This window comes from Streptomyces macrolidinus, from assembly GCF_023887685.1.
GTDB lineage: Bacteria > Actinomycetota > Actinomycetes > Streptomycetales > Streptomycetaceae > Streptomyces > Streptomyces macrolidinus.
This window is the reverse complement of the sequence record NZ_JAMWMR010000036.1, coordinates 1-13,702: the sequence shown is the minus strand read 5'-3', so window position 1 is coordinate 13,702 and position 13,702 is coordinate 1. Positions and strand designations below refer to the sequence as shown.

Annotated in this window: 10 protein-coding genes; 1 reads left to right on the top strand and 9 read right to left on the bottom strand. The window is 70.4% G+C overall.

The genetic code is table 11. The annotated features are described in order from the left end of the window. Positions 1 to 8: 8 nt before the first annotated feature. The 5 genes from NGF19_RS27250 to NGF19_RS27230 form a co-directional block, all read right to left on the bottom strand. On the bottom strand, positions 9 to 2,357 hold the full coding sequence (locus tag NGF19_RS27250; RefSeq protein WP_252428222.1) for an ABC transporter permease: 2,349 nt from the start codon (positions 2,355 to 2,357) through the stop codon (positions 9 to 11). After that, complete coding sequence (locus tag NGF19_RS27245) at positions 2,354 to 3,043, bottom strand: ABC transporter ATP-binding protein (RefSeq protein WP_252428221.1); 690 nt, start codon at positions 3,041 to 3,043, stop codon at positions 2,354 to 2,356. The genes NGF19_RS27250 and NGF19_RS27245 overlap by 4 nt, the downstream gene beginning before the upstream one ends. Beyond that, the gene (locus NGF19_RS27240) at positions 3,040 to 3,564 is read right to left on the bottom strand and encodes a PadR family transcriptional regulator (RefSeq protein WP_252428220.1); all 525 of its coding nucleotides are present in this window, start codon (positions 3,562 to 3,564) and stop codon (positions 3,040 to 3,042) included. The genes NGF19_RS27245 and NGF19_RS27240 overlap by 4 nt, the downstream gene beginning before the upstream one ends. A gap of 162 nt (positions 3,565 to 3,726) precedes the next feature. Then, positions 3,727 to 3,975, bottom strand: a complete 249-nt coding sequence (locus tag NGF19_RS27235) for a type II toxin-antitoxin system antitoxin (protein ID WP_252428219.1) — start codon at positions 3,973 to 3,975, stop codon at positions 3,727 to 3,729. Beyond that, positions 3,972 to 4,907 carry an SPFH domain-containing protein gene (locus tag NGF19_RS27230; RefSeq protein WP_252428218.1) on the bottom strand — a complete coding sequence of 312 codons (936 nt, stop codon included), beginning with the start codon at positions 4,905 to 4,907 and terminating at the stop codon, positions 3,972 to 3,974. The genes NGF19_RS27235 and NGF19_RS27230 overlap by 4 nt, the downstream gene beginning before the upstream one ends. A gap of 239 nt (positions 4,908 to 5,146) precedes the next feature. On the opposite strand from NGF19_RS27230, the gene NGF19_RS27225 reads away from it, so the two are divergent. Beyond that, entirely contained in the window at positions 5,147 to 7,444 is a 2,298-nt protein-coding gene (locus tag NGF19_RS27225) for a transglycosylase domain-containing protein (protein WP_252428217.1), read from the top strand. A 59-nt stretch (positions 7,445 to 7,503) separates the two neighbouring features. Here NGF19_RS27225 and NGF19_RS27220 read toward each other — a convergent pair whose 3' ends face one another. From NGF19_RS27220 to NGF19_RS27205, 4 genes are all read right to left on the bottom strand, one after another. Further along, positions 7,504 to 8,967: a catalase gene (locus tag NGF19_RS27220; RefSeq protein WP_252428216.1), complete on the bottom strand. Its 1,464-nt coding sequence runs from the start codon at positions 8,965 to 8,967 to the stop codon at positions 7,504 to 7,506. A gap of 159 nt (positions 8,968 to 9,126) precedes the next feature. Further along, the gene (locus NGF19_RS27215) at positions 9,127 to 11,220 is read right to left on the bottom strand and encodes a SpoIIE family protein phosphatase (protein ID WP_252428215.1); all 2,094 of its coding nucleotides are present in this window, start codon (positions 11,218 to 11,220) and stop codon (positions 9,127 to 9,129) included. Positions 11,221 to 11,500: 280 nt separating this feature from the next. Then, positions 11,501 to 12,193 (bottom strand): cytidylyl-2-hydroxypropylphosphonate hydrolase, encoded by a 693-nt coding sequence (gene fomD, locus NGF19_RS27210; RefSeq protein ID WP_252428214.1) that lies wholly within the window; start codon positions 12,191 to 12,193, stop codon positions 11,501 to 11,503. 96 nt (positions 12,194 to 12,289) lie between these two features. Further along, positions 12,290 to 13,675 (bottom strand): class II fumarate hydratase, encoded by a 1,386-nt coding sequence (locus NGF19_RS27205; protein ID WP_252428262.1) that lies wholly within the window; start codon positions 13,673 to 13,675, stop codon positions 12,290 to 12,292. Between the last annotated feature and the right edge of the window lie 27 nt (positions 13,676 to 13,702).

The following is a 13,702-nucleotide window of genomic DNA, read 5'->3' as shown; positions in this document are numbered from 1 at the left end:
CCGTCCCGCTACTCCGTCCGCAGCCCGTCCGGGCGCATCAGCCGCAGCAGCGGCGGCAGGCTGAGCAGTGTCACCAGCAGGACGACCCCCGCGCCGATGCCCGCCATGCTCAGCACGCTCGACCAGTGGACGCTCAGCGGCGTGCGCGACATCTTCAGCAGCACCATGCCCAGCGTCAGCCCCACGACCGAGGCCAGCAGCAGGCCCAGCGCGACCGGGACGGCCGTCTGCCACAGCACCGACAGGCTCAGTGTGCGCCGCCGGGTGCCGAAGGCGACCAGCGCGGACAACAGCTTCTTGCGCTCGCGTAGTTGCTCCAACTGCGACACCAGCAGGCTCGCGCCGATCAGCAGCAGCACACACGTGGCGCCGACGAGCAGACCCTTGCGGACGGCGACGAACTTCGTGGACTCCTCGCTGGACGTCCACACCGTCATGTTCGCGAACGGGTCCGCGGCCAACGCCGCGTTGCGTACGCGTTCCTTGACGTCCGGCACGGACTCGTCGAGGGAGAGGTAGAACTCTCCGCTGATCGCCCGGACGGCCTGAGCAGGCAGCGCGCTCGGTGTCATCAGGAAGCCGCCGCGCTCCATGCCGTTGGCGTCCTTGACGGCACGGGCGTGCCTCAGGCCCTGCGGCACCGTCCACTTCACGTCGAGGGCCTTGCCCGAGACCTCGGAGTCGCCCAGGTGCAGCGTCCGGCCGGGCTTCGCCAACGCCTTGGTGTCCTCGTCGTTCCAGCTCACGTCGAGGGCGAAGACGTCACCGTCGTGGCAGGAGGGAAGGGCTGCCACATCGCGCAGCGCCGCGCAGTCGCCGATGGCGATCTGGGCCATGTTGTCGGGTCCCTCGCCGGTGCGCCAGCTCTTGTCGCCCGCACTGCCGACACCGAGCGCCGTGACCTTCCGCACGCCTTTGACGGCGGCGAACTTCTCGGTGACCGGGGCGAGCGGGGTGCCGGCCGGGATGGTCACCGACATCTGGGCCCGGTCGAGGTCGTACCTGGTCTGCGAGGTGTAGTCGCTCTCGATGCCCGCGAAGAACATCTGCAGGGCGATCGCGCCCGCCACCGCGACCGCGATGCCGTTCACCGAGCGGGCCGCCGATCCGCTGCTCAACTGCAGGCGCCGTACGGCCAGTTGCCAGGCCACCCCGCCCCCGCCGAGACGCCCGACGACCGCTTCCACGAACCAGGGCAGCAGCGCGGTCACACCGGCCAGCAGCAGCAGGACACCGCCGATCACCAGCAGCTTGTTGAAGTCCCCGTTGTCCCGTCCCTGGCCGAACATCGGGTAGAGCATGGCCAGTCCGACCAGCGGTAGCAGCAGCCGCCACCACAACCGGCGTCGCGCGGGCTTGGCCGTACGGACCACGCCGAGCGGCTCGATGACCACCCCGCGCAGCGCGAACAGGGTGACGAGCACCGCCGCGGCCGGGACGGCGAGCGCGACACAAGCCGCCAGTACGGGCGTGGGGTTGAGGTCGCCGGGGAACACGCTGATGCCCTGGATCTCGACCGAGCCGACGGCCTGACGGCCGATCAGGAAGAAGACCGTGCCGAAGACGAGGCCGAGCAGCGCACCCGCCAACGCCTCGCCCGCCGCGATCCGGTGGGTCATCCGGCTGTCGGAGCCGACCAGGCGCAGCGCGGCCAGCCTGCGGTCGCGCCGCTCTCCGCCGAACCGCACGGCCGCGGCGATGAACACGGCCACCGGCATCAACAACGCCACGAGGACGACGACGACCAGCAGGATCAGTACCGGGTCCATCCGCTCCGACATCTGCTCCGTGCCGCCGAACCCGTCGAGCCGCGCCACCTGCCAGTTGTCGCGGTGCTGGTCCAGGTCGTCCGCACCGGCGTAGTAGGCGAGTTCCCGGGAGCCGACCAGTCCGCTCTCGCCGATCGTCCCCACCACCCGGTACGGAATCCGCTCGCGCAGCAGCTTGCCCTCGCCGGACTCCAGCAGTTCCTTCAGCGCGGGGGAGACCACCATGTCACCGGCGGCGGGGTACTTCGTCAGACCGGGTGCGAGCGTGGCCCGCGGCCCGTCGGGCTGCACCAGCCGGCCGCGGATGTCCTGGTCGTGGTACGTCGTGTCGAGCTTGGCGATCAGCAGGGTGTCGTCGGCCTTGGCCGGCTGCTCGTGGCCGTAGCGGTCCGGGTAGTCCGCGCGGGCGTCGGACCGCTGGTCCCGTGCCGACAGCACGCTCGGGACCGCGGTCGTCAGCAGCAGCAGCGCCACGCCGAGTCCGACACCGACGGCCGTCAGCAGTACCCGGATCCAGCCCTCTCGCCCGCCGGTGAAGGCGAACCTGGCCCCCATGCGCAGATCGCGGGCCCACTGGCGCACGTTCATACGGCGCGCTCCATGTCCCGGGACTTCCCGTCGCGTACGACGATCTCGCGGTCGGAGTACGCGGCCACCCGCGCCTCGTGCGTGACGAGCACGACGGCGGCATTGGTGGACCGGGCGGCCTCCGTGAGCAGCTCCATCACACGCTCGCCGTTGAGGGAGTCGAGCGCGCCGGTCGGCTCGTCGGCGAACACCACGCGCGGGCCCGTCACCAGCGCGCGGGCGATGGCGACCCGCTGGCCCTGGCCGCCGGACACCTCGCCCGGCCGCTTCCCGCGCAGGTCGTCGACCTCCAGCCGCTGCATCCAGGACAGCGCGGTGCGCTCGGCCTCCTTGCGGGGCGTGCCGTTCAGCCGCAGCGGCAGGGCCACGTTCTCCACACAGGTCAGCTCGGGCACGAGCTGGCCGAACTGGAAGACGAACCCGAACTCCGAGCGGCGCAGCGCACTGCGCTCGGTGTCGGACATCGAGGACAGCACCCGGCCGTCGTAGGTGATCGTGCCCGAGTCGGGGGTGACGATCCCGGCCAGGCAGTGCAGCAGCGTGGACTTGCCGGAGCCGGAGGGGCCCATGATGGCGACGACCTCGCCGGGGTGGATGGAGAAGCCCGCGCCGTCCAGCGCGTTCGTCGGGCCGTAGGCCTTGTACAGGTTCTCGGCGGTCAGCAGGGAGCCGGGGGGAGGAGTCATCGGGCCACCGCCTCACGGAGCTTGTCGAGGCGTGCGGCGGTGAGTTCCAGCCACCGCAGGTCGGCCTCCAGATGGAACAGGGCGTGGTCGCAGATCAGTTGGTCCGCCAGGTCGCCCTTGCGCTTGCGGTCGGTCAGGGCCCGCATGGTGCGCAGGTGTTCCGAACGCTGGGTGTCGAGGAGGTCGGCGGCGTCGCGGTGCGTGAGCAGAGCCAGGACGACCTTGGTGTAGAGGGTCGACTGGAGGTACAGCTCGGGCCTCTCGGGGGTGGCCAGCCACCGCTCGACATCCGTGATGCCGGCCTCGGTGATGGCGTACCGCTTGCGTTCGGGGCCGCCACCCGCCTCGATCCCGTCGACCTCGACGAGGCCGTTCTTCAGCAGGCGGGACATGGTCGAGTAGACCTGGCCGTAGTGGAGCGGCCGGTCGTGACCGAACTTCTCGTCGAAGGCGCGCTTCAGGTCGTAACCGTGGCGCGGCCCGGACTCCAGGAGACCCAGAAGGGTGTGACCGATGGACATGCGAGCACCCTACACACGGCGTATACATGGCGTGTATACAGGGGGTGTATAGAGCATTCCGGCGTGCGTTATCGCTGGTGAGAGGGGGGAGGGGGGAGGGTCGGTAAGTGGGGAGGCCGGGCCGAAGCCCGGCCAGTGGGGTTACGGGTTACGGGTTGCGGGTCACGCCTCGGGGTCCCTCGGAGTCGGCGGGCGGCCCCGGCGGGGGATCGGCTTCGTGTCGCGTGGCAGGCGTCCCGCGTCGGACAGGGCCCTGCGCAGCAGGAACTCGATCTGGGCGTTGGCCGAGCGCAGTTCGTCCGACGCCCAGCGCGCGAGTGCGTCGTACACCGACGGATCCAGCCGCAGCAGGACCTGCTTGCGCTGCTGCGGCCGACGCTTGGGGGCCGGACCCCCGGCGGAATCCGTCACTGGTACAGCGATCCCGTGTTGAGGACGGGCTGCGGCGCGCGGTCCCCGCACAGCACCACCATCAGGTTCGACACCATCGCCGCCTTTCGTTCCTCGTCCAGCTCCACGATGCCCTGCTCGGAGATCCGGGCGAGCGCCGCCTCGACCATGCCCACCGCGCCGTCGACGATCTCGCGCCGGGCGGCGACCACCGCTCCGGCCTGCTGCCGCTGGAGCATCGCCGAGGCGATCTCGGGAGCGTACGCGAGATGCGTGAAGCGCGACTCGATGATCTGCACCCCGGCGGCCTCCACGCGCGCGTGCAGTTCGGCGCCGAGCTTCTCGGTGATCTCCTCCGCGTTGCCGCGCAGCGAGAGCCCGTCCTCGTCGTGGGCGTCGTAGGGGTACTCGATGGCGATGTGCCGCACGGCCGCCTCGGTCTGGGTGGAGACGAACTCCAGGAAGTCGTCCACCTCGAACGTGGCCTGCGCGGTGTCCTCGACCTTCCAGACCACCACCGCGGCCAGCTCGATCGGGTTCCCGTAGGCGTCGTTGACCTTGAGGACGGCGGTCTCGTGGTTGCGGACCCGCGTCGAGATCTTCGTACGGGACGTGAACGGGTTCACCCAGCGCAGCCCGTCCTCCCGGATCGTGCCCCGGTAGCGCCCGAAGAGCTGGACGACCCGGGCCTCACCGGGCGCGACCATGTTCAGTCCGCACATCGAGAGCAGCGCGGCGACACCGACCAGGACGCCGAGCGTGATCAGCGCGGCCTTGCCGCCCGGTGCGGAGATCAGGGAGGCGACGACCAGCAGGACGGTGCTCAGCGCCAGTCCGAGCAGTCCGAGCAGCAGCGCGAGTCCGCCGCCGATGCTGTGCGCCTGGAACTCCTGGACGCGCGGAGCGGGCCGCGCGGGTATGTCGGTGGTGGCGGCAGCGTCCTGTGACGACATGGGTGGTACCCCCCGATTCGTGGACTAGCGTGTGTCTAGCTAAGTGATATCACTTTACCCCGAGTCGGCAACCTTCCACCCCTCCCGAACGTCGGTTCCGGTAGAGCGGGTGCTGATTGTCACGTCCGTAAAAGGCGGGATCGAGACCTCTTTGTCACAGCGCGCGGTGTTAGCTTTCTGAGCTGACCTGAGCCACGTGCCACGCGTGACCCACGAGAGCGGAGCGGAGCGAGCGACTGATGGGACGAGCGGACGAGAGACGAGCGCGGCAGCGGGGCGGCCGTCGCGCGGCGCCCCAGCGCTCGCCCGGGAACGGCAAGAGCGGCAGGGGCGGCATACGCAGGTTCTTCACCTGGAAGACCGTCCTCGGATCACTGTTCGGGTTCGTGCTGCTCGTCATGGGTGCGTTCGTCGTGATGTACATGATGATCGACATCCCCGCGGGCAACGCCGCCGCGCAGAAGCAGAGCAACGTCTACAAGTACAGCGACGGCTCGCTGCTCGCCCGCGACGGCAAGGTCAACCGCGAGAACGTCGACCTCTCCAGCATCCCCAAGGATGTGCAGCGCACCTTCGTCGCCGCCGAGAACAAGAGCTTCTACACGGACTCCGGCGTCGACCTGAAGGGCACGACGCGCGGTGTGCTCAACACCCTGTCAGGCAAGGGCGCGCAGGGCGGTTCGACGATCACGCAGCAGTACGTCAAGAACTACTACCTCACCCAGGACCAGACCGTCTCGCGCAAGCTGAAGGAACTGGTCATCTCGCTGAAGGTGGACCGCCAGAAGTCCAAGGACTACATCCTCGCGGGCTACATCAACACCAGCTACTACGGCCGCGGCGCCTTCGGTATCCAGGCCGCCGCGCAGGCCTACTACCACAAGGACGCCAAGGACCTCTCGGTCGAGGAGGGCGCGTATCTGGCAGCGCTGCTCCAGGCGCCGAGCCAGTACGACTGGGCGGTCGCCAGTGACACGGGCAAGCGGCTGGTCAAGGACCGCTGGAACTACGTCCTGAACAACATGGTCGGCCAGCACTGGCTGGACGCGGGCAAGCGTCAGTCCATGACGTTCCCGGTGCCCAAGGAGCCGAAGCCGGCGCCCGGGATGGAGGGGCAGACCGGCTACCTCGTGGAGGCGGCCAACGCGGAACTGAAGCGGCAGCTCGTCGCCCAGGGCACCGCCGCCACCCTCGACGAGGCCAAGGCGATGGTGGACGCGGGCGGCTGGACCATCACGGTCAACATCGACAAGAAGAAGCAGACCCAGCTCGAGCAGGCCGTCAAGGACACGCTCACCAGCAAGCTGGACCCGAAGGAGCGCCCGGTCGACGGCAACGTCCAGGCCGGTGCCGCGTCCGTCGACCCGAAGACGGGCAAGGTCCTCGCGCTCTACGGCGGCGTGGACTACGTCAAGCACTACGTCAACAACGCGACCCGCCGCGACTTCCAGCCCGCGTCCACCTTCAAGCCGGTGATCCTCGCCGCCGCCATGGAGGAGGAGGCCAAGACGCAGGACGGCCGGCCGATCAACGCGAACACCGTCTACGACGGCACCAGCCGCCGCCCGGTCAAGGGCAGTTCGGTCGGCTTCGCCCCGCCGAACGAGGACGACGTCGACTACGGCGACATCACCGTCCAGACGGCGATGAACAAGTCCGTGAACTCCGTCTTCGCGCAGATGGGCATCGACGTCGGCATGGACGAGGTGCTGAAGGTCGCGAAGTCGCTCGGGATGGACACCAAGGGCCTGCCGGCCGTCCCCGCGCAGACCCTCGGCTCCATGGGCGCGAGCCCGCTGGAGATGGCCGGCGTCTACGCGACCCTCGACAACCACGGCAAGAAGGTCACCCCGGCGATCCTCGCCTCCGCCGAGCACAAGGACCGCGAGGTGGACCTCCCGGACCCGATCGGCGACCAGGTCATCAGCCGCGAGGCCGCCGACACGGTGACCTCGGTGCTCACCGGCGTGGTCGACGACGGTACGGCCCGGACGTCGGTGCGGGACAACCCGCAGCGCGACGGCCAGCAGGTCGCCGGCAAGACGGGTACCTCCGACAACAACAAGTCCGCCTGGTTCACGGGCTACACGCCGGGTCTGGTCACCTCGGTCGGACTGTTCGGCGAGAACCCGAAGCCGCCGTACAACCAGGTCTCCCTGACCGGTGCCACGGGCCTCATCCCGGGCAAGGGCCGCATCAACGGCGGTGGATACCCGGCGCAGATCTGGGCCGGGTACACCTTCGAAGCGATGGGCGAGGTCCGCAAGTTCGACCTGGACACCACGCAGGGCGCGGCGTTCCGGCCGACCACGACGCCGACGACCACGCCGTCGCAGGAGATCACCCCGTCGACGACGCCGACCACACAGGAGCCGACGACCCAGCCGCCGTCGAGCGCCCCCGCGACGACCCCGACCACCCAGGCACCGCCGCCCGAGGACACCCCGACGACGGACGAGCCGACGACGCCGGAGCCCCCGCCGACGTCCACCGAGGACGACCCGCTCGACCCGGTCAGGCCGAACGGCAAGGAGTGACACAAGAGCGCCCGGTGGCTCGGCCACCGGGCGCTCTCGCCTCTCGACAGCGGAAGCGTTCAGCCACCGTTGACGTTGTGCGCGATGCGGTCGCCCAGCTTCTTGTCGACCTGGCGCCAGTACTGCAGCGCGCGGTCGAGGACCGGCCGGGAGACACCGTTCTTCAGATGGCCGCTGACATTGGAGACCAGCCGGTCGCGGGCCGCGTCGTCCAGGACCTGGCGGACCATCGTGCCCGCCTGGCCGAAGTCGTCGTCCTCGCGGCGCAGCTCGCTGGCCTCGCGGACCATCTCACCGGCCGTCCGCCAGCCCGCGATGTCGCCGAACCGGTCCGTGTCCGCGTCCGGGCCGCCGTACGAGTTGGGCGCGTACGGGGCGCCGGTGCGCGCGGGCTCGTAGCGCATCGGGCCGTCCTTGGCGTACGAGCGCACCTGCGAGTGCGGCCGGTTGGGCGGCAGTTGCGCGTAGTTGGGGCCGATGCGGTAGCGGTGCGTGTCCGGGTACGAGAAGAGCCGGCCGAGCAGCATCTTGTCCGGCGACGGGCCGATGCCCGGCACCATGTTGGACGGCTCGAACGCGGCCTGCTCGATATGGACGAAGTAGTCCTCCGGGTTCTTGTTCAGGGTCATCCGGCCGACCTCGATCAGCGGGTAGTCGCCGTGCGGCCACACCTTGGTCAGGTCGAACGGGTTGAAGCGGTAGTCCGGCGCGTCGTCGAACGGCATCACCTGCACATAGGCCGTCCAGGACGGGTGCTCACCGCGCTCGATCGCGTGGAAGAGGTCGCGGCGGTGGATGTCGGGATCCTCGCCCGCGAGATGGTCGGCCTCCTCCTGGGTGAGGAAGTCGATGCCCTGGTCGGTCTTGAAGTGGTACTTGATCCAGAACCGCTCGCCGCCCCCGTTGACCCACATATAGGTGTGCGAGGAGTACCCGTTCATGTTGCGGTACGTCTTCGGGATACCGCGGTCCCCCATCAGCCACGTCACCATGTGCGCGGACTCGGGGGAGAGGGTCCAGAAGTCCCACTGCATGTCGTTGTCGCGCAGCCCGTTGTCGGGGCGGCGCTTCTGGGAGCGGATGAAGTCCTGGAACTTCTGCGGATCACGGACGAAGAAGATCGGCGTGTTGTTGCCGACCATGTCGTAGTTCCCGTGCTCCGTGTAGAACTTCAGCGCGAAGCCACGGGGGTCGCGCCAGGTGTCGGGGGAGCCCTGCTCACCGGCCACGGTCGAGAAGCGCGCCAGCATCTCCGTACGCTTCCCGGGCTGGAACAGGTCGGCCTTGGTGAACTGGCTGACATCATTGGTCACTTCGAAGATCCCGTACGCGCCACTGCCCTTGGCGTGCACCACCCGCTCGGGGACCCGTTCCCGGTTGAACTGGGCCATCTTCTCGATCAGGTAGTGGTCCTGGAGCAGGATCGGGCCGTCGGAGCCCACGGTCAGCGAGTGTTCGTCGCTCTCGACCGGGATTCCGGAGTTGCTGGTCGTGTAAGGGATCTGCTGCGGTGTGTGGGCCACGAGCGTCCTCCCGTCATGACGAGGAGTCGGTCAGGTCGCTTCGCTCACCTCAGCAGTCAACTCCGCCGATCTGATAACGGCAACTTCTGGACAGAGTCCAACCCCGGTGCGCCTCCGACCTCAGGCCACCGGCTCCGGTCTTCCTGGACGGGTACCCTCTCAGCCCCGGTTCAGCTCGAACCAGACCACCTTCCCGGTGCTCAGCCGGGTCGCGCCCCAGCGCCGGGCCAGCCGGTTCACCAGATAGAGCCCGCGCCCGCCCTCGTCCGTGGCCCGCGCCTGCCGCAGCCGCGGCAACTGCGGCACGTCGTCGCCGACCTCGCAGCGCAGGACATCGGTGCGCAGCAGCCGCAGTGTGACCGGCCGTGACGCATAGCGCACGGCATTGGTCACCACCTCGCTGACCAGCAGCTCCACCGAGTCCGTCAGCTCCTCCAGGCCCCAGCGGGCGAGCGCCCTGCGGGCCAGGCGCCGGGCCTTGCTCGGCGCCGCGTCCTCGGGCTCCAGGAACCAGTACGCGACATCGCTCGGCGCGATCCCGTCGAAGCGGGCCGCGAGCAGCGCGATGTCGTCGTCGCGGTCGCCGGGACCGAGCATGTCCAGGACCTCGTCGCACAGCGCCTCCAGCGGCGGCGCGTGATCAAGGCCGGTGAGCCGGGCCGTCGCGGCGAGCTTCTCCCGCAACTGCTCTATACCGGTCCACACGTCCCGCAGCCGCGACTCGACAAGACCGTCGGTGTACAGCAGCAGGGTCGCCCCGGCCGGCGCGTCCAGCTCCACCGCCTCGAAGTCCACCCCGCCCACGCCGATGGGAGCACCCGCCGGGACCTGGAGCACCTCGGCCTGACCGCCCAGATGCAGCAGGACCGGCGGCGGATGGCCCGCGTTGGCGATCGTGATGCGGTGCGCCACCGGGTCGTACACCGCGTACAGGCACGTCGCCATGCGGTCGGTGCCCAGCCGCTGGGCCTGCTCGTCCAGGTGGTGCAGCACCTCCTGCGGCGGCAGGTCGAGCCCCGCGAGCGTCTGCGCCGTCGTCCGGAGCTGCCCCATGATCGCGGCGGAGGTCATGGAGTGCCCCATGACATCACCGACCACCAGCGCCACCCGGCTGCCCGGCAGCGGAATGGCGTCGTACCAGTCACCGCCGACCCGCGCGGTCTCGGCGGCCGGAAGATAGCGGGACGCCAGCCGTACGCCCGTCGGGTTCGGCAGGGTCTCCGGCAGCATCGTCCGCTGCAGCTCGTCCGCGATGTACGCCTCCCGCCCGTACAGCACCGCCTTGTCGATGCCGAGGGCGCTGTGCGTGGCGAGCTGCGCCGCGACCAGCAGGTCGTCCGACTCGAAGGCCCGGCGCTCGGGGCTGCGCAGGAACAGCGCCGCGCCGATGACCCGGCGGCGACCGCGCAGCGGCGCGAGGATCGCGCGCCGGCCCGCGGGGATCGCGAGGTCGTCGCCGAGCAGCTCGGGCAGCGCGGCACGGGCGGCGGGAGCGTCCGCGAACACCGGCCGCACCCCGCGCAGCACCTCCGCGAGCGCGCCACCGGGCCGCACCTCGCACAGCTCGTTGCTGCGCGCCGCGAGACCCGTGGTCTCCGGCATGGGCACCGGCAGGATCCCGTCCTCCAGATCCCGGTCCTGCGGGATCCGGTCGGTCCGCCGCAGCCGCAGCACCAGGGGCCCCGTGGGCCGCTCGTCGCCCACCGGCAGCGGATCGCGCAGATAGACGAGGATCGCGTCCGAGAACGTCGGCACGGTGGCCCGGCACAGGCCCATCACGATCTCGTCGAGGTCGATACCGCGGGCGATCCGCCGCGTCGCGGCGCCCACGAAGCGCAGCCGGTCCCCGTCGCGCCGCATGGGCATCGGGCCGTTCGGCGGCGTCTGGCCGGTGCGCCGGTCCTTGCCGCCGGGCGGGCCGCCGGGACGGTCCCCCTCGCCGCTCTGCTGGGCCGGAATGCCCTCGGAGACGGGGCGCGGGCGGTGCGCGCCGGGCTCGTGGACGGCCGGCTGGGAATGCTCGGTGCCGTCGGCCTCGGGCGGCGGGGCGGACGTACCGCCCTGGGCCCCGGACGGCTCGTGCTCGGCACACTGCAGCGGCCCGGCGGGCGCGTCCTCCGGCCGGGTCTGCGCCGGTAACGCCGCGGGCAGCGGGTTCTGGGTATGCAGGAGCGCCCCGCGGGGGTCCGCGGGCCCTCCGCCCTGGGGGCTCTCGTGGGAGGCCGGGTGCTCCGTCACGCCTGTCGAATCCATCCGTCCGGGGCTGCGCGCCGTGCGTGCAGTTCGTCCCGCAGAAATGCCGATACCCGCAATACGTGCTCGGGGAACGGAATTCCCGCGCGGTCACAGGCGGTCCCTGGTCCGCCGGCCGGGCGGCCGGGAGCCGCCCCGGTGTGGCCCTCGTACTCCTCGCTCACGTCCTGCTGCCCCTCGGTGACGTATGGTCAAGCTCGGCACATACTGCGGGAGTTGCTCTCGTGCATCCTTGCGGACGACGATCCTACGGTTGTACCGCGGGGGCGCAACAAGGGTCTCACGAGGTCATGTACGCGGGCGTACGGTCCCAGTCATCCGGCAGCGGCGGCACCGTCCAGGACGGATCGGGACGCCAGTGCTGCCAGTTGTCCGAGAACGGCGGCCCCCAGGCGCTGATCACCTCCACCGCGGACCGTCCCGCCTCCCTGACCCGCTCGGCGAGCGAGGCGTCCATCAGACCGTCCCGCTGGGCCTGGGCGAACTCGTCCTCGTCGCGCCAGCCCCAACTGCGGTCCGGGTGCACGGAGATGTCCAGGAAGTGGTCCTCGGAGTCGACCCCGCCCGCCCAACGGGCAAGCGGCGCCTCCAGGTTGACGTACCAGTTCTTGAACCGCCAGCCCGGCTCCCAGAACAGCCACACCGACCAGGGCTCGCCGGGCCGCGCCAGCTTGAGCACACCGGTGCCGAACCAGCGGTCGTGCTGGGTGGTCCGCGGCTTGGTGTAGCGGGACTCCAGCGGCTCGGCGTGCGGCGACGTCCCGTCGAGCAGGACGGGCTTGACGCACTGGGTGCCGGGGGCGAGCCAGACGGCGAGCAGTTCGGCGTCGTCGCGGACGACGGTCACGGGGCGCGCGATATGGAAGCGCGGGCCCGCGTTCTCCCGGTACCGCCACAGGATCTGGTCCCCCGGGGCCCAGTGCGCCACAGGTCCGCCCGTCTGCACTCGTCTCACCGTTCCGCCCTCTGTCATGCAGCGATATTAGGTGCCCCGGGCACACAGCGCTGCGGCGGATGTCACGGTGCGCGTCGGGTGCGGGTGGAGTGACGCGAGGGGTTGCGCGAGCGGCTACGGATGTGTCATCCGCAGGACGTCCAGCGCCTCGTCGAGCTGTTCCAGCGTGAGGTCGCCGCGCTCCACGTACCCGGAGTCCAGGACGACCTGACGGATCGTCCGGCGCTCCGCGAGCGCCTTCTTGGCGACCTTGGCGGCCTCCTCGTACCCGATGTACTTGTTGAGCGGCGTGACCACGGAGGGCGAGGACTCGGCGTACTCACGGGCGCGTTCGCGGTGCGCGACGATGCCGTCGACCGTACGGTCCGCGAGCAGACGGGAGGCGTTCGCGAGCAGCCGGACGGACTCCAGGACGTTCTTGCCGATGACCGGCAGCATGACGTTCAGCTCGAAATTGCCGGACGCGCCGGCGGCGGTGATGGTCGCGTCGTTCCCGATGACCTGGGCGGCGACCATGAGGACCGCCTCGGGCACGACGGGGTTGACCTTGCCGGGCATGATCGAGGAGCCGGGCTGGAGATCGGGCAGCGCGATCTCGGCGAGCCCGGTCCGCGGCCCGGAACCCATCCAGCGCAGATCGTTGCAGATCTTGGTCAGCCCGACCGCGATGGTCCGGAGCTGCCCGCTGGTCTCCACGATCCCGTCCCGGGCGCCCTGCGCCTCGAAGTGGTCACGGGCCTCGGTGAGCGGCAGCCCGGTGACCCGCGCGACCTCGGCGATGACGGCGGCGGAGAACCCGGGCGGGGTGTTGATCCCGGTCCCGACGGCCGTGCCGCCGAGCGGCAGCTCGGCGAGCCTCGGCAGCGAGGCCTTCAGCCGCTCGACCCCGTAGCGCACTTGGGCCGCGTAGCCGCCGAACTCCTGCCCCAGCGTGACGGGCGTGGCGTCCATGAGGTGCGTCCGTCCCGACTTCACGACGTCGGCGAACTCGTCGGCCTTCCGCGCGAGGGAGGCGCCGAGATGCACCAGGGCCGGGATGAGATCGCGGGTGACGGCGGCGGTGGCCGCGATGTGGATGCTGGAGGGGAAGACGTCGTTGGAGGACTGGGACGCGTTCACATGGTCGTTGGGGTGGACCTCGCGGCCGAGGCGCTCACTGGCGAGGCTGGCGATGACCTCGTTGGTGTTCATGTTGGACGACGTCCCGGACCCGGTCTGGAAGACGTCGATGGGGAACTGCTCGTCCCAGCGCCCCTCGGCGACCTCGGCGGCGGCGGCCTGGACGGCCTCGGCCAGATCCTTGTCGAGCACGCCGAGCGTCGCGTTGACCTTGGCGGCGGCGCCCTTGATGCGCGCGAGCGCCTCGATATGGGCGCGCTCGATCCGCTGCCCGGAGATGGGGAAGTTCTCCACGGCCCGCTGGGTCTGCGCCCGCCACTTGGCGTGGACGGGGACCCGCACTTCACCCATGGAGTCGTGCTCGACGCGGTATTCGCTCATACCGGGTACAGCGTGGGGGCGGGGCTG